We start from the raw sequence: 22000 nt of genomic DNA on the forward strand, positions 1-22000 counted from the left end.
GGCCAGATGCACAAAAGCCCCCATCGAGTGATCGATGGGGGCTTTTTCATTCGCCTCGCTCGCCGGCCTTCATGGCAATCCGCTTACCCGCGCGACCGGCGATCCCGCTCGCCTGCCCGTTCTGCTGCTTGCCCATTCGTGCCTGAGTAATCAATCCGGGAATCAGCTCTCCTTCCGGCAGGTTCTTCCAGAACCGCGTCGGCAAATGCCCCTGCATGACTTTCTCGTTCAAACGCGCCGGGTTGAAGATGTGGCTGTAGTACGTCAGCCACAAGTCACCGTGGGGATCATCGACGTTCTGCGCCAGTTGCTGCCACTCCAGCGGACACTGACGTTCATGGATCAGTTGTTCACCATCGTAATAAACCCCGTCGCGGGGCGTGGCGATCAGCCAGCGATGCCGGCCCATGCGCCCGACGAAGTGTTCGCTGGCGCTGTGCAGAATGTCGTGGGCCGGTTCGTGCCATGCGACATATTGCGGGCCCGGCAGCTCTGCCGGGCGCTCGATGAAACGCACGAACGCATGCAGATGATGGGCTTCGCGCTGCACCTGCTTGATCCGCCGCTGCAACTCGCTGCCCAGCTTGTCGCCGGCCATCATTGCCGTGCGGTCGCCGTGGCTGACTCGCCACAGCACTTCATACAGCAAACTCCAGCGTTGATCGCCACGGTATCGCGACGCTTGTTCCAGGGTGTCGAGCAACGCACGCGGAATCCGCGCCTGAAACGGCCCCTGCCCTTCGGGCACCGACACGTCATTGGCAAACAGATCACTTACCCCTTCCGACGCCCAGCTCACCAGACTCGGATCGATTTCATGGCTGAGCAGCCAGCGCGCCTGCTGGCGCCAGGTGTCGAACAGGTCATCGCAATCGAGGTTGATCATCCCCACAGCCCCATCTGCTGCGGCATCGGCCGGTCGCGCAACTGCTGATAGAGCATCTGGCTGGTGACTTCTGCCTGCTGTGGGTGGTAATCGCTGGTGATGATGAACGGCTTGGCCTTGGCCAGCACACAGCGCATGCGAGCCACATCTTCGTAGCGAATGCGCCGCTGTCGACGCAGCTCCACCAGACGTTCGGTGGTGCGCAGGCCGATGCCGGGTATGCGCGAAATCAACGCCGGTTCGGCACGGTTGAGATCCAGCGGGAACACCTCGCGATTCTGTAGCGCCCAGGCCAGTTTCGGGTCGATGTCCAGCGCCAGATTGCCCGGCCCCTGAAGCAACTCACCGGCGGTATAGCCATAACCGCGCAACAGGAAATCAGCCTGATACAGGCGGTGCTCGCGCATCAGTGGCGGCGCGGCCAGAGGTACGCTTTTCGGGCTGTCGGGAATCGGGCTGAAGGCCGAGTAATAGACCCGGCGCAGGCGGAAGTTGCCATACAGGGCCTGAGCGCTGTGCAGGATGGTGCTGTCGTCGGTGTCATCGGCACCGACGATCATCTGCGTGCTCTGCCCGGCCGGGGCGAACTTCGGAGCGCGGGGTTCGTTGAGCACGGTCTGCACGCCGGTGTAGATGGTGTTCATCGCCTGCTTGATCGAACCGATGTGCTTCTCCGGCGCGAGGGTTTGCAAGCTTGCGTCGGTGGGCAATTCGATATTGACGCTCAAGCGGTCGGCGTAACGCCCGGCTTCTTCGATCAGCGCGGGGTCCGCATCGGGAATGGTCTTGAGATGAATGTAGCCACGGAACTCATGCTCTTCGCGCAACAGCTTCGCGACACGCACCAGTTGCTCCATCGTGTAGTCCGCCGAGCGAATGATCCCCGAGCTGAGGAACAACCCGCTGACGCAGTTGCGCCGGTAGAAATCCAGGGTCAGCGTCACCACTTCCTCGGGCGTGAAACGCGCACGGGGCACATCGCTGGAGCGGCGGTTGACGCAGTATTGGCAGTCGTAGAGGCAGAAATTGGTCAGCAGGACCTTGAGTAGTGACACGCAACGCCCGTCCGGCGTGTAGCTGTGGCAAATGCCCATGCCATCGGTCGAGCCCAGCCCGCTCTTGCCCTCGGAACTGCGCTTGGGCGCGCCACTGCTGGCGCAGGAGGCGTCGTACTTGGCGGCGTCGGCGAGGATGCTGAGCTTGTCGATGATTTGCATGGCACGGACTCGATACTGTTCGCATATACAGTATAGAGAGCGATTGGCTCACACAAGGCGCAATGCGGCTCTTCGTCGGAATGTCGCGCCGCAGGAGTCAGGTCAATTTGACTCAAAGGCAGTCAGATTGACTCGATTCCACAAGCGTCATAATGACTATCAAACCTGCGCAGCCCTTGATATCAAAGGCTGTCCGGCATGGCCCGAAAATTGACTGGCTCCCGGTAGCATTTGGCTGAAGACCAAAAACGGGAGTCGAACATGGATCATGTTTTTCAGGGCAAGCTTGCCGTCATCACCGGTGCCAGTTCAGGCATAGGCCTAGCCGCTACCGAGCGTCTGCTGGATCAGGGCGCGCGCGTATTGGCCATGTCGCGAAAACTCGGCGCACTGGCCGAACTGCTTGAGCGGTATCCCCACCAACTGGTCTGGCATCCCGGCGATGTCACTCAAGCTTCCGACCTAAACGCTTTGGCCGAACAGGCTACACGCCTCGGTCCGGTGAATTTCGTAATCCCTAACGCCGGTATTGCGGAGCTCGCTGACGGGCTCAACAGCTCGGCGTTCGATCGCCAATGGGCAGTGAACGGCGCCGGCGCCCTGAACACCTTGGCCGCCCTGCGCCCGCACCTTGCAGACAAGGCGTCAGTGGTGTTCATCGGTACTTTTCTGGCCCAAATCAGTTTCGCAGGACTGGCTGCCTACATCGCGTCAAAAGCGGCATTGATCGCCCATGCCCGAACCCTTGCGGTCGAGCTTGCACCCCACGGCGTGCGCATCAATTGCGTCTCCCCCGGCCCGACCGCAACGCCGATCTGGTCGACACTGGGCTTGAGCGACGAAGCGCTCGGCGACGTGGCCCAAGGCGTCAACAAACGACTATTGGGCGGACAATTCCTCGAACCTGCGGCGGTGGCCGACGTCATTCTTTTCCAGCTGGGCAATGGTGCTCGCGGCGTCATGGGTCAGGACTGGGTGGTCGACAGCGGATACACCTTGAGCTAACGCGCATGCACCGATCCGGGCGTGGAATCAGCCAACTGGCGACCTGACGAATCCCGCCCGGACTCCGGCAAAACCAGACCCCAGCGCGACGCAAATTCTCGGCGCCCTTGCACCGTCAATGTCAGCGCCCGACTGTCCAGATCCTGCGTCACCCATTTGCGCTTCAGAGCCGCCTGCAACAACGCCGCACCGAGCGAACCGCCCAAATGCGGCCGACGCATGCTCCAGTCCAGACACGGGCAGGCGAACCGTCGGCGCAGCGTCGACAGATCCTTGACCTCAATGCCCAAGCCTTCAAACATCGCCTCGCCGCTTTCACTGAGGCGATAAACCTGCTCATCGGTTTCCACCAGCCATCCCGCTTCAAGCAGGCGGTCATGCAACAACACCGCCAGCGTGCCGGCCATGTGGTCGTAGCAGGTGCGGGCAAATTGCAGGCGATCCGGCGTGTGCGGTTTGAAGGTCGGCGCGGGGTTCTGACCGATCACCATCAGCGCTTCGAGCGCCTGGGCCACGCGCTTGTCGGCGAGGCTGTAATAACGGTGGCGGCCCTGCACATGCAGGCGCACCAAGGCCAGATCCTTGAGCTTGGCCAGGTGTGCGCTGGCGGTCGAGGCGCTGACTTCGGCAAGGGTCGCCAGCTCGGTGGCGGTGCGGGCGTGGCCGTCCATCAGCGAGCACAGCATTTTGGTCCGCGCCGGTTCCGCGATGGCGGCGGCCACTTGCGAGACGCCGATGTCTTGATGTTCTGCGTGCATATTTCGCTCCCGGACGAATCATCGCCCTCAAGGACTGGAGATAGTAGCAACACTTTCCCCACCGACAAGGTTGCGATCCATGGACCCGATCATCGCGGCGACTCACGCCGACCCCTACCCCTACTACGCCGAACTGCGCGCGGCGGGCGGGCTGACCTTTAATCATGGACTGAAACTGTGGGTCGCCAGCAACGCCCGGGCGGTTTGCGCAGTGTTGGCGCATCCGGATTGCCGGGTGCGTCCGGTGCAGGAGCCAGTGCCCAAAGCCATCGCCGATGGCATGGCGGGCAAGGTGTTTGGCCTCTTGATGCGTATGAATGACGGTGAAGCTCAGCGTTGCCCGCGTTCGGCCATTGAGCCTCCGCTGGGGCTCTTTGATCGGGAAGAAGTCAGCGCTCTGGTGTCCGCGCGGTTGATCACCAATGATTCCGACGGCCTCTATAAAGCCATGTTTCGCGGCCCGGTGTGCGTGATTGCATCGTTGCTCGGATTCACCCCGGCGCAGGCGCGGGTCATCAGTGAACTGACGGCGGATTTCGCGGCGTGCCTGTCGCCGTTGAGCAATGACCTGCAACTGGCGGCAGCCCATCGGGCGGCGGAGCAATTGCGCGGATACTTCATCGAATTGCTGGCGGATCCGAATCCGTTTCTCGCCGACATTCGCCAGCGTTTTGTCGGCAATGAGGACGTGCTGCTCGCCAACCTGATCGGCCTCTGTTCGCAGACGTTCGAGGCCACCGCCGGGTTGATTGGTAATGCGCTGGTGGCGTTGCAGCGTCAGCCTGAATTACGCAATGCGTCCTTAGATTCGCTGCTCGCCGAAGTCCAGCGTTTCGATTCCTCGGTACAGAACACTCGCCGTTTTGTGGCGAACAGCTGCGAAATCGACGGCGTACGGCTGGAAGCCGGCGACGTGATTCTGGTGCTGCTGGCCTCGGCCAATCGCGATCCGGCACTCAATGAAAACCCGGATCGTTTTATGCCGGATCGCCCGAATCGCCGCAGCTTCACGTTTGGCAGCGGTCGGCATCAATGTCCCGGACAAATGCTGGCGATGACGATCGCCCGCGCCACGCTCACTGAAATCCTCGCCCGCGACATCGATCCGGGGCGACTCGCGTGGCACTACCGGCCTTCGTTGAATGGGAGAGTTCCGATGTTCAGCGAGGTGCAGATTTAAGCACCGCTGCAATCAAGGATCAGGTGGCCCATTCCAGGGAAGCAGGCAACTGGAAACAGAGATCTACTTCCAGTTTTGCGGCCGCCGACAGGTTGACCAGCGCATCCAGCGAGAACTTGTCGATTTTGCCGTTGAGTACGTCGTTGAGACGCGGCTGAGTGACGCCAAGACGCTTGGCCGCCTCCTTTTGGGGAAGCTCCCACGCACGAATCGTTTCGCAAAGCGTGCGCATCAGCTTGGCCCGCAGACGCATGTTGGCCGCTTCCTGCGGCGTGTCTTCCAGTGCGTCCCAGATGTTTGAGAAACGCTGGGGTGGGTTTTGATGATCCTTCATGGTTTCACCTGTTCCTGGCATTTGAATGTGCCACGCAGGCTATATCGAAACCGATATAAATCAAGCTCGAAGTGGCTTATTAAATATTCGGTATCACAAAGAGGATGTTCACAAGCAAGCACGCTTCACAGGCCGGCGGCGACCTCTTATGTGCGCCATAAAGCCTGACAAATGAAGCATCATTTTGCCGTCATCCGAGAGGCTACATCGCCTTGCGCCTTTGCCTACAACTACGCCAGAATCCGCCGGCTTGTGCAGTTTGGAGCCTGCCCGTAACTTGATTCGCATCACTGAATGGTCAGTGAACGGGTTTAGTCGCTCGGTGTTCTCCAACTTCGCATGCAGTCATTCAGTCAGGTGCTTTTGCGCCTGCGCTCAATGGTAGCTGTGCGCAGGGCGCCTTCGGGTGCGCCGGTAAAGCTTGGTGTCCCGGTCGACTAACCTGCGCATAGCTACCACCCAATCGTTTAGTCGCGAAATGGGTGTCAGCATTACTGGAGACTCTGAGCAAATGATCAAGCCAACGCCTAATCCACCGGAAACAGACTTAACGTCCGAATCCGACCCAACTTCCCCCTACTCCTCCACCGACTCAAAAAAACTCCACGAAGCCGCCGAGCGCGCCCTCGACCATTACCTGAAACCCACAGCCCCGAAACAACACTGCCCCGGCCGCATGTTCCTCGTCGCCCCCGACCTGGATCAGCATGCCCTGCTGGCCCACGCCTGCGAATCGATGACTTCGGCCAGCGTGATGCTCAGCGACTTCGCCGCGCTGCTGGACCCGCCCTACCGCAGCACTGTGCTGGGCATCGCCCAAGTGGTGATGTGTGGCGAACTGGCTGTGAACCGGGCGCTGGACACTCTCGATGCCACGACCTGAGGAACACCCATGGAAAGCAAATCCGATGCACACATCGTCGCCGCCCTGATCTCCATCGGCCTCAACGAGAAAGACAGCCAATGGGCCCAGAAAGCCTGTCTGCTATTGCTCGAGAGCGAACGGAAATCCATCGTCAGCGCCGCCCTCACCGCCCTCGTCCAGATTGCCCGGGACCATGGCGAACTGGACCGCAACCGCCTGCTGCCGGCACTCGCCAGCGTAAAACGCAGGTTCCCAAGCCTGACCGGCACGGTTGCCGCGACGCTGGATGAGATGGCAATGGCTGCGTAATACCCGGGGCGCAAGGCAAGAAAAAACCCGCAGCCTCCGTTGAGGGAGGCTGCGGGTTTTGTGTGCAGATGTGGTTAACGCCGAAAGTCAGACAGAATGAAAGGCGTATGCGCCCTCAAGTAAGCCTCGACCTCTATCAGCGAAAACAACCCGTCGCGGGACGAAACAGTGGCTTCTTTGTCATCGTCGCGAGTCACTGTCACGGTGTAAGCGCCTTCCGTCTCCTGCAAAACGCCGGTGAGTCTGACCTTCTGCCCGTCTTCCTCGGCGAAGGAAATCGCAGACAGTGGCTTTGACGCCAAGACCTGAGCCTTGCGGGCCAGAAAGGCTTCTCGCCGTGCGAGGACATCCTTTCCGGCGAACCACAAAAAAACCATCGTGGCCGCCATGATTACCAGCTCGATGTTGTACATCGATCTCCGTCTTCCCGGGTGTTCGATAGTCAACCACGCAACGGTTTTGTAAATGATCTGTTCAACATCCATCGACCTGATCCTTGAGCCGTTCGAACAAGATGACCTCCGGTCATCAATCCTCCCGCGTCAAAACCTCAAGCAACTCAATCTCAAACACCAGATTCGAATTCGGCGGAATCTTGCCCATCGTCCGCTCGCCGTAACCCAGATGCGCCGGCACCAGCAGTTTGCGCTTGCCGCCCACCTGCATCCCCATAATCCCCTGATCCCAACCCTTGATCACCCGACCGGTGCCGATCACACACTGAAACGGTTTGCCCCGGCTCCAGGATGAATCGAATTCGGTGCCGTCTTCCAGCCAACCGGTGTATTGGGTGGTGATCAACGCGCCTTTGACGGCGGTTTTTCCGTCACCAGTTTGCAAGTCAATGATTTGCAGTACGTCGCTCATGTTACTAACTCGCAAAAAGTGGCCGTATCAGAGCCCACACGCACGTTATCCCCGAAACGGGTAGACAATGGCGGTGGACTCTTCACGAAGAAACCGTATGCCTACGCCCGAGACAGGCTCGGTGAGTGCCCCTTATGTTGCTGATCCGATGATAAGTGTCGCTCAAGCATCGTGAAGGAAATCCGGCTCGGGCTTGCCAAGCTTTTCAGTAAAGCGTCTCCGACCAATTGCCCCGCACTTGCAGTTCCCGCGGTTAGCCAGCCGATGGCTTGGGCAATACTTGCGGGTTTCGGCGTCCCGAGGCGGTCTGCCTCTTGATCGTACTTGTCGAAATAACGCTTTCCTTTAACGTCACTGCCGTCGAGACGACCAAGATACGCAACAGCGCGCTTGGCGAGTGCAAAGGGGCAGTCAGGTTGAGGCTTTGCAAGCTTGCCAAACGCGACACCAAGCCCGGCGAAGATCATCCTTGCATTTTCTGCAGTGATGGCGACCGGCCGGAAGTGGTCAGAGAGGGCTATACCCTGGATCCATGCATCCGCCCCTCGATTACTCCCGTCCTGATCAGTCGTCCCCGCCCCCTCCGAAACACCCCACTCGTATGAGTAACCACGAATTACATTTTTGTAGTCCGCTTTTCTCTGCGCATCCTTCAGATGGGTGCGGAATGTCGTGATGGCATCCGCGGGCAGGCCGGCCATTCGATAGGCGTTGCCTAATCCCACCACGCAGGCCAGCCATTCAGGCTTGCATTCAAGGGCCGTACGAGCTGTCGCCAGCCCTATCGCAACCCGCTCATCTTCGGGAATAGCCTTGGGCAGTTGTTCGCGAAGGCGTGGGCCGACGTGGACAATCTTGGAAAACCAGTACATCGGCAACCTTAGTTCGCGATCTACCTTCACAGTTTGGTGCAGCAGTGAGGACCACGTCTCAGCCAGGTCGATGTCGAAGGTTGAATGGGCCTCGGTCACGATCGCCATGGCCACGCGCGCATGTCGTGTGACTACACACCCAGCCGTCCTGACCGCAACGGATTCTTCGCCCAGAGGACGCACCACGCGAGTGTGGAGACGATCCCTGGGTACGGACAGCAAGTCGGCGAGGACGGTCTCATGAATACCTGGAATGCCGACCGAATGGCAGACAGCAATATACAAGGCCGCATCGAAAAGCGTGGCGTCACACCCCTCGATCGGAACATCTCGCAGATGAACGAGTAGCTCGCGCACGTGGGTGAGCAGGCTCGCGTCATCGAAGCGTACGGCGAGCAAGCCACCAAAGAGAGAACCGTCGCCGCGCCGCGTATCCACTTCTTTTGTGGCGCGCAGCAATGCCGCGGCACGTTCTTCTGGATTATGGATCTTGATCAGCTGCCCCAGGCCTTTGGTTCCGAACCGCGCCCATGCATCAACAATTGAACGCGCGTCCTCGATGCCGATATGGCGAAGGATGATATCGGGCATGACGTTCAACCATTGGCCCCATGGATACTCATAGGCACGTGCATTGCGCCAATCCGTATCGCGTGCCGCCAAAAGGAAGTCAACATTGGCTTGCCCGGCTGCATGCAATGAGCGGGCACAGGCCGCCACATCCTGAGCGATGCTTTCAGCGTCATCCGCCACAATCAGCCATTGTTTGTCAGTTCCGAGCTTTGCAACGTCTGCCGGCTTGAGCTGGGCCTCCGGAGACATACGCCAGAGAACGGTTCGCGCACCGCTGCGCACGATATCGGCGGCTGCCTGGAGAAGAACCGTGGTTTTTCCCTCACCACCTGCTGCCTTGATCAACTGAATGCATCCATCAGAGACGCTTCCCGCTTGTGCCGGCCACTTCGCCAGAGTTTTGGCGATCTCGCGGCGAGGGATGTCCTGCGATACGGAGTGCCGCCATGTCGGCACTGCACCATCGAAAAAGCGAATTACCTCGTCCTGACGAAGTGGTTCCAGCGTTTCCAGGTAGTGTGTATCGATCACGCTCCAACCGGGTATCGGTGATCTGGTGGTCATGTTTGCGACGGGGGTGGCTGTCGCACTCGGCACACTGAGCTCCGAGAAAATAGAATGGCAATCAATGCCTCCATACATGACAAACCGGCCTTGGCCAATGGCAGACTGCACTCGGGAAATCAGCCTCGCGTAGCGGGCCTCAATGCTCGATGGATCCTTGTCGTAAAAGCACCACAGGATGTTGATTTTGGCCTCTTCGTCATCCAGGAGAGTTGCCAAGGCTTCTGTGAACACGTCGTCCCACCCGGCATAGGCGGCAACGACCAACGTGTGGTCGCGGAGCAGGTTCTGCAGGGAGGCTTTCAGCTTGGGCCTGGGGCTCGTGAGTTGCGTGACGGTATGCAACGTGTCTGCTCCACGCCAGTAACCATGCATGTGGACGACCAGGTTGCTGCCGTCTTGCGTCTCGACCCTTTTGCCAGTGCTTCCATCGGAATCCAGGACGCGGATATTCGCCTGGCCACCATTGCTCCTGATCGCAAGGGACAACAGTGGATCGAAATTCGTCGTCAGTATGGGGCCGGTGAACTTCGCGCGCCCATTGACCACGAGCTTTGCCAGTTCATTAGTGCCCCGGGGCAACGTCCAGTCGCCAGCGTCTCCATCTTTGTCAAACGGAGAAGGAGCACCGCTTTTTCGAGCCTTGAGGACCGCACGCTCAATCACTCGATTGACTGCATCTTGTCCAAGGTTGCCTTGGAGCCAGCGCATCGCTGTTTGATACTGATCGGCAGGCGTTGCGCCCTTAAGATCGGCCTCGTATCGCGCGACCTCGTCCGGGACAGTCGCAGCAATTTCTTCGAGAACAATTTCAAGCATTGCGGCAACCCCAGGCACGCCTCCTGACGAATCAGTCGAGAGCGCCGAGCCCACGAGAAATGCGACGGGCCGCGTGGTAGCCTTTATGGCAGTTATAAGCGCCACCTTAGGATGAACGTCAATCACTTCCTTTCTCCCTATTCCTCTAAAGTGACAGCCTTGCTGCCGTCATTGCCACCCTATTATCCCGCTGGATGATACCTATTCTTCTTGAGTAATGGCAGTTTGGATAACTTGAACATTGACAGCTCCGGAAACCGGCTTCCATTTTCTGCATCGACTCCCAAAACGACGACCCGCTGCCGAAAAAACCACACAAACTTTCTAATGATCTGTTTCCGCGCAAAGCACTGATTTAAGCTACGCGGCAACTTCGTCTGAGTACGGTCCCGCTCGCCATGAGGGCAATTTCTGAATGAATCTGATCTGGACCGTCATGGTTCCGGGCACCATTGCTGTGGGCGTGATCGGCTGTCTGCTGTGGCGCCAGCACTTCTGCGAAAAGAACTCGAAACCTTGCAGGCGCTGATCACTCGCCTTATGGAAAACCCGCCACTGCGTGCCGATAGCGACGCCGACCGTTTCAAGCGCAGCCAGTATTTTGCCCGGATCGGCACCTGGGACTGGGAGGTCGACACTGACCGGCTCTATTGGTCGGACGCAATCTTCGGCATGTTCGGGTTCAAGATCGGCGAGGTGACGCCCTCCTACGCCCTGTTCTGCTCCTGCGTACACCCCGAAGACCGCGCCAAGGTGCGCGCCGGGGAATTGCGATGTCTTGAGACCGGTGAAAACCACGATGAGGAATACCGCGTGGTCTGGCCCGACGGCACGATTCGCTGGCTGCGTGAAACCGGCAATGTGGTGCGCAACGATCACGACGCGGTGATCAAGATGATGGGCGTGGTGCGCGACATCACCGAAGAAAAGGCCTCGGCCAGCTACCTTCAGCATCTTGCTCATTTCGACCCATTGACCGGCCTGCCGAATCGGCTGGTGCTGGAAGACCGGCTATCGGAAGCACTGGAACATGCGCGCGTGGCCGAGACGCGGGTGGCGCTGGTGTTTCTCGATCTCAACGGTTTCAAAGCGATCAACGACCGCTACGGCCACGCCGCCGGCGACCGCGTTCTGACCACCACCGCCACACGCCTGAAACGCATCCTGCGGGTCAGCGACACGGTCGCGCGGATCGGCGGCGACGAATTCGTGGTCATCCTGCAAGGCCTCGCCCCCGGCCTGAACCTGCAGGACGAAGCCCGCAGCATCTGTCAGAAAATCTTCATCGAACTGTCCCCACCAATTCCCATCGGCAACGAACAACGCCACATCGGCACCAGCCTCGGCGTCGCCGTGTTCCCCGACCACGCACCGACCATGGACCGGTTGCTGCACATTGCGGATCTGGCGATGTACGAGGCCAAACGCAGCGGGAACAATCAGTATCGGTTGGGTGGCGGGCAGACGCTGAGTTATGGCCACGCTGATTGAGTTTCAGCGCTCGGGCGTACCGAATACAACGCCATTAAAGGTATACGTGCAGCACTGGCACGTAGGCGTCATGTCTTCGGCTTTCAGGGCTGAATTGACGATTTGCAGGCGCTTGTTCTCATCGACGTATAACCCACTGTAGATGCTGGACTCACCCACCCCCACCACATCCCTTCGCTCGTGTTCATGCAAAGCGACCATCCAGAACACCGGATCTTGCCGATCCAGCCGCGACACGGCTTCACTGAAAATTTCGTCCCAATCACCGCCAACACGCGACAGCAAAAAGCGAAACAACGGCGTGTAATCGTAGCCATGGTGCTTGATGCCATGCATCGAACCGCGTGTAGCCTCGCTGTGGATTTCAGACTTGGTGTTTCGTTGATGTCGGTAATGCCCGCCCGAGTTGTTGCGCCAAACGTTGTGGGCGGTGGTGTTTTCTTTTCGATAAAGGGGTTTCTTGTCCAACGAATTGCTCCTGACATCCAGTCACTCGAAACGCCCTCGCGTTTTACCGGAATGGCGCTCGAATGCAATCAACCGTCCATGGCCAATTGTTGCTTGAGGTCAGCGCTCCACCGGCTGAATCGCCACAATCGTCCCGTTGGTGATCATCACCATCACGTACTTGTCATTGATCTGTACCCACTGCGCCTGCGGCTCCGGCTGTTTGAGGCCTTTCTGTTTCCAGTTTTTGATGGCTTTTTCGCTGCGCTGGTAGATATCCGGGGCGCGGTCGTTGACGTTCAATTCGCGGTTGCCGGTCGGTGATTGTTCGACAGTGTCGTTCGAGGTTTGCGCCGCTTGAACTAGGGGGCTGATCCCGGCGATGCCGGCGACGAGTGCCAGGCTGGCGATTAGGGTCTTGTTGTTCATCGGTGAACCTCCTGAGATTTGTGATACCTGAACTCCGACTGCTGAGTTCCGGAATCATTCCTTGTTTTTTGATGGCGCTGAGCCGGAGATTGTAGTCGCCAGTCATGACGCCATCGCTGGCAAGCCAGCTCTCACAAAGTTTCCATTGATCTGCATAGCGCATCAATCCATACCAACAATGCAATTAACAAATCGATCCCTGCGCGCCACTATCCGCCCCAATAAGAACCGTGCGCCGCCTCCCCGTCGCGCACGTCATAAAAGCGGTGGAGTACTTTTCTATGACAGCCTCAATCCCACACGGCGGCTCGCGGGCCGGCGCCATTTTCCGGGTGACCTCGGGTAACTTCCTCGAACAGTTCGACTTCTTTCTGTTCGGCTTCTACGCCACGCAGATAGCGGCGGTGTTCTTTCCGGCGAGCAGTGAGTTCGCGTCCCTGATGATGACTTTCGCAGTGTTCGGCGCAGGCTTTTTGATGCGTCCGCTGGGGGCTATCGTGCTCGGCGCGTACATTGATGACGTCGGTCGTCGCAAAGGTTTGATCGTCACCCTGTCGATCATGGCCAGCGGCACGATCCTGATTGTGCTGGTGCCCGGATATGAAACCATCGGCCTGTTTGCCCCGGCGCTGGTGTTGATCGGGCGGCTGCTGCAAGGCTTCTCCGCCGGTGCCGAACTGGGCGGGGTTTCGGTGTATCTCTCGGAGATCGCCACACCCGGTCGCAAAGGCTTTTTCACCGCCTGGCAGTCGGCCAGTCAGCAAGTGGCCATCGTCGTCGCCGCTGCGCTGGGTTATGGCTTGAACCAGTGGATGGCGCCGCAAGCCGTCGCCGATTGGGGCTGGCGGATTCCGTTTTTCGTCGGCTGCATGATCGTGCCGTTCATCTTCTTTCTGCGGCGCAATCTGGCGGAAACCGAAGAATTCGCCGCTCGCAAACATCGCCCGAGCATGAAGGAAGTGTTCCGCACCCTCGGTCAGAACTGGGGCGTGGTGCTGGGCGGGATGCTGATGGTTGCCCTGACCACCACCGCGTTTTACTTGATTACCGTGTACGCACCGACCTTCGGCAAAACCGTGCTGCACCTGAGCACATCGGATGCGTTGCTGGTGACGCTACTGGTGGGCGTTTCCAATTTCTTCTGGCTGCCGATTGGCGGGGCATTGTCCGATCGCGTCGGCCGCCGTCCGGTGCTGATCGCCATGGCGCTGCTGGCGCTGGCCACCACGTATCCGGCGCTGTCGTATCTGGTGCAGGCGCCTAGCTTCAGCCACATGCTGCTGTCGCTGTTGTGGCTGTCGTTTATCTACGGTCTGTACAACGGCGCGATGATCCCGGCCCTGACCGAAATCATGCCGGTGGAAGTGCGGGTGGCCGGTTTCTCCCTGGCCTATAGCCTCGCCACTGCCGTGTTCGGCGGGTTCACCCCGGCAATGTCGACCTTCCTGATTGAGTACACCGGCGACAAAGCCGCACCGGGTTACTGGATGAGCATCGGCGCGCTCTGCGCATTGTGCGCGACGCTTTATCTGTATCGCCGGGCCGGCGGTCGTCTGCAACCTGTTACTGCCTGAGAACATCACCATGAAAAAACTGTTTACCGTTACAGCCCTGCTCGCCGGTCTTGCGTTCAACGTTGCGGCCCAGGCCGAAGAACTGCGGGTCATGACCTCCGGCGGTTTCACCGCCGCCTACAAGATCCTCGGGCCGAAATTCGCCGCCGCCACCGGCAACACGCTGGACACCCAACTCGGTCCGTCAATGGGCAAGGCCCCCGAAGCGATCCCCAACCGCCTCGCCCGTGGTGAAAAGGCCGACGTGGTGATCATGGTCGGTTACGCCCTCGACGATTTGATCAAGCAAGGCAAGGTCGACCCGGCTTCGCGTGTGGAACTGGCGGATTCGCGAATCGGCCTGGTAGTGCGCGAAGGCGCGCCGAAGCCGGACATCAGCAACGTCGATGCCCTGAAGAAAACCTTGCTCGGCGCCCAATCGGTGGCCTACTCCGACAGCGCCAGCGGCGTGTACATCGAGCAGCAGTTGTTCAAGAAACTCGGCATCGAAGATCAGCTGAAACCGAAGGCGAAGATGATCCCGAAAATCCCGGTGGGCTCGGTGGTCGCCACCGGCGACTATCAACTGGGCTTCCAGCAGGTCAGCGAATTGCTGCCGGTGCCGGGAGTGAGTTTTGTGGCGAAGATTCCTGAATCGGTGCAGTCGGTAACCCGATTTGCAGCGGGGATTCCGGTGGGTGCGCAGCATCCACAGGAAGCCAAGGCGTTGCTCGCTTATCTGGCCGCCCCCGCTGCCCAGGCCGACGTGCAGGCCACCGGGCTCGACTCGGTCAAGCGCTGACGGTCGGCGGCTGGACTTTCATTTCCACCACCAGCCGCTCCAGTTCCAGTGCCGCCGGGGTCAGCGTACGACCCCGGCGTTTGATGATGCCGACGCTGCGCATCACTTGCGGCTCAGTCAGCGGCACCCGCGTCAGGATCGGATGATCCGCCGCCGGCATCGCCATCAATGGCACCGCTGCCACCCCCAACCCCGCTTCCACCAGACCAATCATGGTCGTCACATGCCGCGTCTCGCAGATGCTCGGGCGCTGCGGCACCACTTTGGCCAGGGCCTGATCCAGCAGAAAACGGTTGCCCGAGGTTTTGTCGAGCGAGATGTAATCCTGCCGGTAGAACTCGTCCCAGGTCACGCTGCTACGCCCGGCCAACGGATGATCGCGGCGGCAGGCAACGACGTAGCTTTCCTGTACCAGAGGCTCAAAATCCACGCCCGCCTCCTGGGTGCCCATGAAACTCAGACCGAAATCCGCCTCGCCGTTGACCACCGCGCTCAGCACGTCGTGGGCGCTGGAATCGAGGACTTTGACTTTGATGCGCGGAAACTGCCGGTGATAACGGGCGACCACGCTCGGCATGAAGTAGTACGCCGCCGACGGCACGCAGGCAACGGTTACGTGGCCCTGCCGATTCGAGGCGACTTCGCTGATGCCCAGCAACGCGACGTCCAGATCGTCGAGCAAACGTTCGACGCTGGGCATGAAACCGCGTCCGGCCTGGGTCAGGCTGACCTTGCGCGTGGTGCGTTCGAACAGCTTCACGCCGAGGGCGTCTTCGAGCTTTTCGATGCGTCGGCTCAGGGCCGGTTGCGACAGGCGCACGGTGTCGGCGGCCTTGCGGAAACTGCCCTGCTCGACCACGGCGCGAAAGGCTTGCAGATCGTTGAGGTCGAAGTTGATGGCCATGGAAGACTCGAAAGGAATTGATTCGCTGAGGCTATAAATGTAACCAATTGATGCAAATTATTACAGAAGCACATCTGCTCAAGCATGTGCTGCCCTGGAGTGTTCACATAGCCTGGGATCATCTCAGTCTCCCTTGTGGGAGTGGGCTTGCTCGCGAAGAGGTCGTGTCAGGCAACTAGTCTGCGGAATGACACACCGCCTTCGCGAGCAAGCCCGCTCCCACATCAGGATCTGCGGTGGATCTTGAATCGTTGCAACCTTTATCCTTGTCGCCCCCCGCCGTACCGCGTTACTGGAGTTCCGCTCATGCCCCATGAAGGCAATCTGTTACAAGCCGCCGTCGTCTTTCTCTTCGCCGCCGTGCTTACCGTTCCCCTGGCCAAGCGCCTGCAACTGGGCGCGGTGCTCGGTTATCTGTTTGCCGGGGTGATCATCGGCCCGTCAGTGCTGGGCCTGATCGGCAATCCGCAAAGCGTCAGCCATATCTCGGAACTGGGCGTGGTGCTGCTGTTGTTCATCATCGGTCTGGAGCTGTCGCCGCGACGTTTGTGGGTGATGCGCAAATCGGTGTTCGGCGTGGGTCTGGCGCAGGTGCTGCTGACCGGTTCGGTGATCGGGGTGCTGGCGTTATCGGTGTTCGGTCAGCCGTTGAACAGCGCGATTGTCTTGGGCCTGGGTCTGGCGCTGTCGTCCACCGCGTTCGGGTTGCAAAGCCTCGCCGAGCGAAAGGAACTGACCAGCCCCCACGGTCGTCTGGCGTTTGCGATTCTGCTGTTCCAGGACATCGCCGCGATCCCGCTGATCGCGCTGGTGCCGATGCTCGCGGGGGTCGATCACCACACCAGCACCGCCGACGACGTGCGCCACAGTTTGCAGGTGCTCGGCGGCATCGCGGTGGTGGTGATCGGCGGACGTTATCTGTTGCGTCCAGTGTTTCGCATCGTGGCGAAAACCGGTCTGCCGGAAGTCTCCACCGCCACCGCGTTGCTGGTGGTGATCGGCACCGCGTGGCTGATGGACATGGTCGGTGTGTCAATGGCGTTGGGCGCGTTTCTTGCGGGCCTGCTGCTGGCGGATTCGGAATATCGCCATGAGCTGGAAGCGCAGATCGAGCCGTTCAAGGGCCTGCTGCTGGGACTGTTTTTCATCAGTGTCGGCATGGGCGCCAACCTCAGTCTGCTGCTCAGCGCGCCGATCACTGTGCTGGGGCTGACGCTGCTGCTGATCGCCCTGAAGTTGCCGCTGTTGTTTGTGGTCGGGCGTCTGGCCGGCGGGTTGAACAAGGTCAGCGCGATTCGCCTAGGCATCGTGCTGGCGGCGGGCGGTGAATTTGCGTTTGTGGTGTTCAAGATCGGTCGCGATCAGGGGCTGTTCGAACCGCGCCTGTATGACCTGCTGGTGCTGACTATCACCCTGTCGATGGCGGTCACGCCGCTGTTGCTGTTGGTCTGCGCACGACTGGTCAGCCCGAAAGTGCAACCGGTGGAAGTCCCCGAGAAATTCCGCCAGATCGAAACCGAAACCCCACGGGTGGTGATCGCCGGCATGGGTCGGATGGGCCAGATCGTGGCGCGGATCCTGCGGGCGCAGAACATCAAGTTCGTGGCGCTGGATACCTCGGTGGAGACTATCGAACTGTCGCGCAGTTTTGGTGGCGTGCCGGTGTTCTACGGTGACCCGATGCGTCCGGAAATCCTTAGTGCGGCCAAGGCCGGGGAAGCGGAGTATTTCGTGATTGCCACGGACGATCCGGAAACCAACATCAAGACCGCCGAGATCGTGCGCAAGCTCTACCCGCACATGAAGATCATCGCCCGCGCGCGTAACCGGCAGCATGTGCATCGGTTGGTGGATGTGGGGGCCGATCCGATCCGGGAGACCTACTACTCAAGCCTGGAAATGAGCCGTCGCACCCTGGTTGGCCTCGGCTTGACCCAGGCCCAGGCCGATGCGCGGATCAAGCGCTTCAAGCACCATGACGAACAGGTGCTCGAGGCGCAACACGCAGTGTATGACGACGCGGCCAAAGTCCTGCAGACCGCCCAGGAAGCGCGGGCGGAACTGGCCCGGTTGTTCGAGTCGGATCAACTGGAAGAACAATCGGGCAAGTCCTGAAGGTTGCAGAGTTCCAAATGTGGGAGATTCTATGGTTGAGGGGAACCCCTCAACCATAGAATCTCCCACAAGTTCAGGCTATCTCCAGCTCCCTCTCTTCTTTGGCCGGCGCCACTTCAAACCGATCCGCCAGAAACGGCGTGATGTCCAGCGGCAGCGGTTCATCGTTGACCAACTTGTCCAGCAACACCCCGGTGATCGCCGACGTCAGCACACCGGTGCGGAAATGCCCGCAGGCGTTGAGATACCCCTCTACCCCGGCCATCGGCCCGAGAATCGGCAACTCATCCGGCGAGCCCGGCCGCAATCCGGCCCAGGTACGCTTGAGGTTGATGTCCGCCAATTCCGGCAAACAACGCACGGCGCCCTGTACCAGCCCGGCGATTTCCGGCCAGGTGGTGGTGACGTCGAAGCCCTTGTCCTCGGTGGTGCTGCCGATCAGGATTTCGCCGTTGTCCTTCTGCGCCATGTAGCAATCGCTGGTGGTCAGGCAACCGTTGAGGATTTTCGGCAGGCGTTCGGTCAGCAGGATCTGGCCTTTCACCGGTTTCACCGGAATCCGGATGCCCGTGGCCCACTCGCTCAAGTCCGCTGCCCAGGCGCCGGCGGCGTTGATCAGGGTTTTGCAGTGGAACACCCCGGCTTCAGCCGTCTGCACCCCGGTCACCCGCGTGCCGTGATGCAACACGCCGGTGATGTTGGTGTTGACGAACATGTCCACGCCATTCTGCCGGGCGCCTTCGGTGTAGCCGTCGGCCAGGCGGAACGGGCTGACCTGATGGTCGCAGAGAAACTCCAGCGCCCCGCTCGCTTCATGGCTGACGCTCGGCTCGGACTCGCGCAATGCCGCCTGATCCAGCCAGCGCACCTGATCGGCCAGATGCGGAATGCAGCCGACGATGTGCTCGGCGTACAACCGGTCTTCATCGTCATAAATGACGAATTTCAGCCCGGTCTTTTCGAACTTGAAATCCATCCCGTGGTTGTCTTTCAGCTCACGGTGCAACGCCGGGTACAACGCATTGGATTGCAAGGCGAAATCGAAGAACGACGGCGGCAGAATGTGCGGCGTGCTGGCGTCCACTGCCACCGCCGCGCCCTGGGTTTCGCGCTTGCGGTTGGCCGACATCATGCGGAAGAAAATCACCCCGCAGCCCAGCCCCACCGACTCGCCGATGGCCCACAAGCCACCGGCCGAAGCGCGGGTCGCGTTGCCCGGGCGCTTGGCATCGATCAGCGCGACCTTGAGGCCTTTGCGCTTTGACAATTGATAGGCGATGGACGCGCCGATCACACCGCCGCCGGCGATGACCACGTCATAGAACTTACTCATGGGAAACGGCCTCCGTGCCGAGGGACTGGAACGCGGAAAAAGGAATCGGATCGATCGGGAAACGCGGCCGCAGCCAGCCGACATCCTGCCGCCCGGTGGCCTGCCGCAAACGGTCGCTGCAATAGCCGACGCACATCCGACCCTGGCAGTCGCCCATGCTTACGCGGGTGCGCATTTTCAGGCTGGCGATGTCTTGCACGCCCTGCTCCAGCGCGCGGTCGATGTCGGCGCGGGTCGCGTGTTCGCAACGGCAGATCACCGTGTCGGCGGCCGGCAAGGCGATTTGCCCGACGCCGCGTTCGGTGTAGCGATCCACCGCTGCGCGGAAACGCACGATGGCTTTGAGTTTGCCCAAGTAGCGGTCGCGACGGACGCGCGCCAGCTCTTCTTCCAGCACGCCGCGTTGCAGCAGGATCGAAGTGGCAGCGATCTTGCCGGCGAGCATCGCCGCTTCGCCGCCGCGAATCCCGCCCATGTCACCGGCCAGGTGTACGTAGGGCTCGCTGCTTTGCTGCCAGATGTTGGCGTTGGCGCGCAGGTAGCCGTCGTCGCTGAAGCCGTGATCCAGACCCATTTGCTGACTCAGTTGCGTACGCGGAATAAAGCCGTAACCGACCGCCAGCGTCTTCGCTTCGAAGCGCTCAACGCGGCTCATGTCCGGCTCCCACGTCGCCGAATACGGCGCCACGCTGACGCTTTTCAATTCGCCTTCGCCGTGCGCCTCGACCACGCCCCAGCCGTAGTGCATCGGGATGCCGTGCAGTTTCAGATAGGCGAGCATGCTCAAGCCATCGAGGAACAGCTGCGGCTTGTTGAGCAGCGCCAGACTTTCCTTGGCGATCTTGCCGAACGCGCAGGCCTCGTAGACCCCTGCCACGCTCACGCCCGACGCATGCAACTGGGTCGCCACCAGCGGCAACAATGGCCCGGTGCCGGCGATCACCACCGGCCCCTGCGGTTTGACCACGCCACTTTTGATCTGCAATTGCAGGCCGCCGAGCATGATCACACCGGGCAAGGTCCAGCCGGGAAACGGCACGCTGCGCTCATGGCAACCGGCGGCCAGCAGCAATTGCGGGTATTCGATTTCGTGCAGACGCTCGTCGCCGTCCAGCACCACCAGCGAGCGCGTGCCTTCGGCGCCGACCACGCGATGGTTGAGGCGCACGTCGATCAGCCCGGACTGCTCCTGGAAATCGCCGTGCAGTTTGCCCAGCGCCTCGGCATAGCGCGGCCCCAGGTAATCCAGCTGCACACCATCACGCAGCGGCCCGCGATAGACCACGCCACCCAGGCGCGAAGCTTCTTCAAGCAAGGTGCAGCGCACCCCGTGCCGGGCCAGTTCGATGGCCGCCGCCATGCCCGCCGGACCACCGCCGACGATTACCGGATTCAGGCTCATACCACCTCCTGCCCGTGAATGCGGTTGACCTGGGTTTCGATCAGCATGCCGTCGCGCACCACGGTCTGACAGGCGCGGCGCTTGTGCCGACCGTTGATTTTCACCAGGCAGCACTGGCACACGCCCATGCCGCAATAGGCACCGCTGATCTGGTTGTGATCGTTGCGCGCGACCTGGCGCACGCCGAGGGACTGAATGACGCTGAGCACGGTTTCGCCGATGGCGGCGCTGACCGGCTGATCGTTGATGTACACAGTCATATCCGCCTGCGTCAAAGGCTGGATATCGAAGGTTCTTTCTAGGCAGTTCATTACGATGATCGTCCGTGAAAAGTTCAGGTGAGGTTGAAACAGCTCCTTGCTGCACTACACCTCGCCGGCTCGTGGGGGTTATCGCTCTCTATCGGGCCGGCAGGCGGGTTTTGCTCGCGCAGCAAAGTGCGCGCAAGCAATGTAGTCGATCCAGCGGCAAGGGCCTGGAAATTTCACGGTAGGGGATATTGCGCCGACGAATATTGATCCAGGCCATGGAAATGACTGTAGGGTTCTGCGGCCGATCAGTTGGAGAAGACGAACTGGCCCTTGATCTTTTTCGACCCGATGAAACCAAGGTCGGGGAACAGTTTGGTTTTCAGCCACGCCACAAAAAACACCATGGCCAAGGTCAGGCCTGCACCGATCAGGGTGGATACCGGATCCTCGGAATAGCCTTTGAACAGGCGAGAAATCTGACTGAGCGTGAGGATCACGTAAATGGTGTAAGCCTGAGCGGAATATTTATAGAAGCCCCAGGCAAACAGCAGCGGAATACCGGCGGCGATCAGCGTGAATACCAGGGCAAATCCGACACCGATGTCCAGCCCCATGAAAAAACCGACGAGCGCGCCGAGCAGTGCCTGAATACAGGTCAGGACGATCAGAATCGTGACCTTGCGCGCATGCTGCCGGCGCAACTGGGGGTCAATCCGCGAACCTATCCAGTAAGCCAGAACCCGATCCTTGACCGCTCCACCGGAAAACGCCTTGAAGGTTTCATTTTTCGAGCGTCCTGCATCGAGCATCTCATCCAGCTGCCGTTTGATTTCCTTCTTGTCCAACGTATTCATCCTTAAATAAAAGACAGAAACGGCCATCCCACTTCTGCCGCGAGATAATCGCCGCTTACCTACCAGAAAGCAAAAACCTCAGATGCACGCGGGATAATTTGTTATCCCCGCGATTCGTAAACAGCTGACCAAGACATCACGACATCCATCAAAAAAGGTTCAAATCACGT

21 protein-coding genes and 1 pseudogene are annotated in these 22000 nt (G+C 59.9%); 8 read left to right on the forward strand and 14 right to left on the reverse strand.

The window, feature by feature from the left end:
• Positions 1-46: 46 nt before the first annotated feature.
• Positions 47-886 (reverse strand): TIGR03915 family putative DNA repair protein, encoded by an 840-nt coding sequence (locus tag PDR5_RS17615; RefSeq protein ID WP_064597570.1) that lies wholly within the window; start codon positions 884-886, stop codon positions 47-49.
• Complete coding sequence (locus tag PDR5_RS17620) at positions 883-2103, reverse strand: putative DNA modification/repair radical SAM protein (protein ID WP_064597572.1); 1221 nt, start codon at positions 2101-2103, stop codon at positions 883-885. The genes PDR5_RS17615 and PDR5_RS17620 overlap by 4 nt, the downstream gene beginning before the upstream one ends.
• 261 nt (positions 2104-2364) lie before the next feature.
• On the opposite strand from PDR5_RS17620, the gene PDR5_RS17625 reads away from it, so the two are divergent.
• Positions 2365-3108 carry an SDR family NAD(P)-dependent oxidoreductase gene (locus tag PDR5_RS17625; RefSeq protein ID WP_064597574.1) on the forward strand — a complete coding sequence of 248 codons (744 nt, stop codon included), beginning with the start codon at positions 2365-2367 and terminating at the stop codon, positions 3106-3108.
• Here the strand turns inward: PDR5_RS17625 and PDR5_RS17630 are convergent.
• Positions 3105-3866 carry an ArsR/SmtB family transcription factor gene (locus tag PDR5_RS17630; RefSeq protein WP_064597576.1) on the reverse strand — a complete coding sequence of 254 codons (762 nt, stop codon included), beginning with the start codon at positions 3864-3866 and terminating at the stop codon, positions 3105-3107. The genes PDR5_RS17625 and PDR5_RS17630 overlap by 4 nt on opposite strands.
• A gap of 79 nt (positions 3867-3945) precedes the next feature.
• Between PDR5_RS17630 and PDR5_RS17635 the strand changes: the two genes are divergently transcribed.
• Entirely contained in the window at positions 3946-5046 is a 1101-nt protein-coding gene (locus PDR5_RS17635; protein WP_064597578.1) for a cytochrome P450, read from the forward strand.
• Positions 5047-5065: 19 nt separating this feature from the next.
• Here the strand turns inward: PDR5_RS17635 and PDR5_RS17640 are convergent, their stop codons facing one another.
• Positions 5066-5380, reverse strand: a complete 315-nt coding sequence (locus tag PDR5_RS17640; protein ID WP_064597580.1) for a helix-turn-helix domain-containing protein — start codon at positions 5378-5380, stop codon at positions 5066-5068.
• Positions 5381-5891: 511 nt separating this feature from the next.
• Between PDR5_RS17640 and PDR5_RS17645 the strand changes: the two genes are divergently transcribed.
• Entirely contained in the window at positions 5892-6263 is a 372-nt protein-coding gene (locus tag PDR5_RS17645; protein ID WP_064597583.1) for a DUF6124 family protein, read from the forward strand.
• Positions 6264-6272: 9 nt separating this feature from the next.
• On the forward strand, positions 6273-6554 hold the full coding sequence (locus PDR5_RS17650) for a hypothetical protein (protein WP_064597585.1): 282 nt from the start codon (positions 6273-6275) through the stop codon (positions 6552-6554).
• Positions 6555-6628: 74 nt separating this feature from the next.
• Here the strand turns inward: PDR5_RS17650 and PDR5_RS17655 are convergent, their stop codons facing one another.
• From PDR5_RS17655 to PDR5_RS17665, 3 genes are all read right to left on the reverse strand, one after another.
• A complete protein-coding gene (locus tag PDR5_RS17655) occupies positions 6629-7039 on the reverse strand; it encodes a hypothetical protein (protein ID WP_064597587.1) in 411 nt (136 codons plus the stop codon).
• 43 nt (positions 7040-7082) lie between these two features.
• Positions 7083-7421: an FKBP-type peptidyl-prolyl cis-trans isomerase gene (locus PDR5_RS17660; RefSeq protein ID WP_064597589.1), complete on the reverse strand. Its 339-nt coding sequence runs from the start codon at positions 7419-7421 to the stop codon at positions 7083-7085.
• Between the two features lie 101 nt (positions 7422-7522).
• Positions 7523-10375: a P-loop NTPase gene (locus tag PDR5_RS17665; protein ID WP_064597591.1), complete on the reverse strand. Its 2853-nt coding sequence runs from the start codon at positions 10373-10375 to the stop codon at positions 7523-7525.
• A gap of 289 nt (positions 10376-10664) precedes the next feature.
• Between PDR5_RS17665 and PDR5_RS17670 the strand changes: the two are divergent.
• Positions 10665-11740: pseudogene (locus PDR5_RS17670) on the forward strand (diguanylate cyclase domain-containing protein).
• Between the two features lie 3 nt (positions 11741-11743).
• On the opposite strand, the gene PDR5_RS17675 reads toward PDR5_RS17670, so the two are convergent.
• Entirely contained in the window at positions 11744-12208 is a 465-nt protein-coding gene (locus PDR5_RS17675; RefSeq protein ID WP_064597593.1) for a hypothetical protein, read from the reverse strand.
• Positions 12209-12307: 99 nt separating this feature from the next.
• Positions 12308-12616 (reverse strand): RcnB family protein, encoded by a 309-nt coding sequence (locus PDR5_RS17680; protein ID WP_064597595.1) that lies wholly within the window; start codon positions 12614-12616, stop codon positions 12308-12310.
• A 281-nt stretch (positions 12617-12897) separates the two neighbouring features.
• Here PDR5_RS17680 and PDR5_RS17685 point away from each other — a divergent pair, with 281 nt between their 5' ends.
• A complete protein-coding gene (locus PDR5_RS17685) occupies positions 12898-14190 on the forward strand; it encodes an MFS transporter (RefSeq protein WP_064597597.1) in 1293 nt (430 codons plus the stop codon).
• A gap of 10 nt (positions 14191-14200) precedes the next feature.
• Complete coding sequence (locus tag PDR5_RS17690) at positions 14201-14971, forward strand: substrate-binding domain-containing protein (RefSeq protein ID WP_064597600.1); 771 nt, start codon at positions 14201-14203, stop codon at positions 14969-14971.
• Here the strand turns inward: PDR5_RS17690 and PDR5_RS17695 are convergent.
• Positions 14961-15875 carry a LysR family transcriptional regulator gene (locus PDR5_RS17695; protein WP_064597602.1) on the reverse strand — a complete coding sequence of 305 codons (915 nt, stop codon included), beginning with the start codon at positions 15873-15875 and terminating at the stop codon, positions 14961-14963. The two genes, PDR5_RS17690 and PDR5_RS17695, sit on opposite strands and share 11 nt — an antisense overlap.
• A gap of 306 nt (positions 15876-16181) precedes the next feature.
• On the opposite strand from PDR5_RS17695, the gene PDR5_RS17700 reads away from it, so the two are divergent.
• Positions 16182-17990, forward strand: a complete 1809-nt coding sequence (locus PDR5_RS17700; protein WP_064597604.1) for a monovalent cation:proton antiporter-2 (CPA2) family protein — start codon at positions 16182-16184, stop codon at positions 17988-17990.
• Between the two features lie 73 nt (positions 17991-18063).
• Here the strand turns inward: PDR5_RS17700 and hcnC are convergent, their stop codons facing one another.
• The 4 genes from hcnC to PDR5_RS17720 form a co-directional block, all read right to left on the reverse strand.
• Entirely contained in the window at positions 18064-19323 is a 1260-nt protein-coding gene (hcnC, locus tag PDR5_RS17705; protein WP_064597607.1) for a cyanide-forming glycine dehydrogenase subunit HcnC, read from the reverse strand.
• Positions 19316-20725 (reverse strand): cyanide-forming glycine dehydrogenase subunit HcnB, encoded by a 1410-nt coding sequence (hcnB, locus tag PDR5_RS17710; protein ID WP_064597608.1) that lies wholly within the window; start codon positions 20723-20725, stop codon positions 19316-19318. The genes hcnC and hcnB overlap by 8 nt, the downstream gene beginning before the upstream one ends.
• Positions 20722-21036 carry a (2Fe-2S)-binding protein gene (locus PDR5_RS17715; RefSeq protein ID WP_064597610.1) on the reverse strand — a complete coding sequence of 105 codons (315 nt, stop codon included), beginning with the start codon at positions 21034-21036 and terminating at the stop codon, positions 20722-20724. Before PDR5_RS17715 ends, hcnB begins: the two co-directional genes overlap by 4 nt.
• 245 nt (positions 21037-21281) lie before the next feature.
• Entirely contained in the window at positions 21282-21821 is a 540-nt protein-coding gene (locus PDR5_RS17720; protein ID WP_064597612.1) for a hypothetical protein, read from the reverse strand.
• Positions 21822-22000 lie beyond the last annotated feature (179 nt).

Origin of the sequence: Pseudomonas sp. DR 5-09 (assembly GCF_001655595.1) — a bacterium.
Lineage (GTDB): Bacteria > Pseudomonadota > Gammaproteobacteria > Pseudomonadales > Pseudomonadaceae > Aquipseudomonas > Aquipseudomonas pharyngis.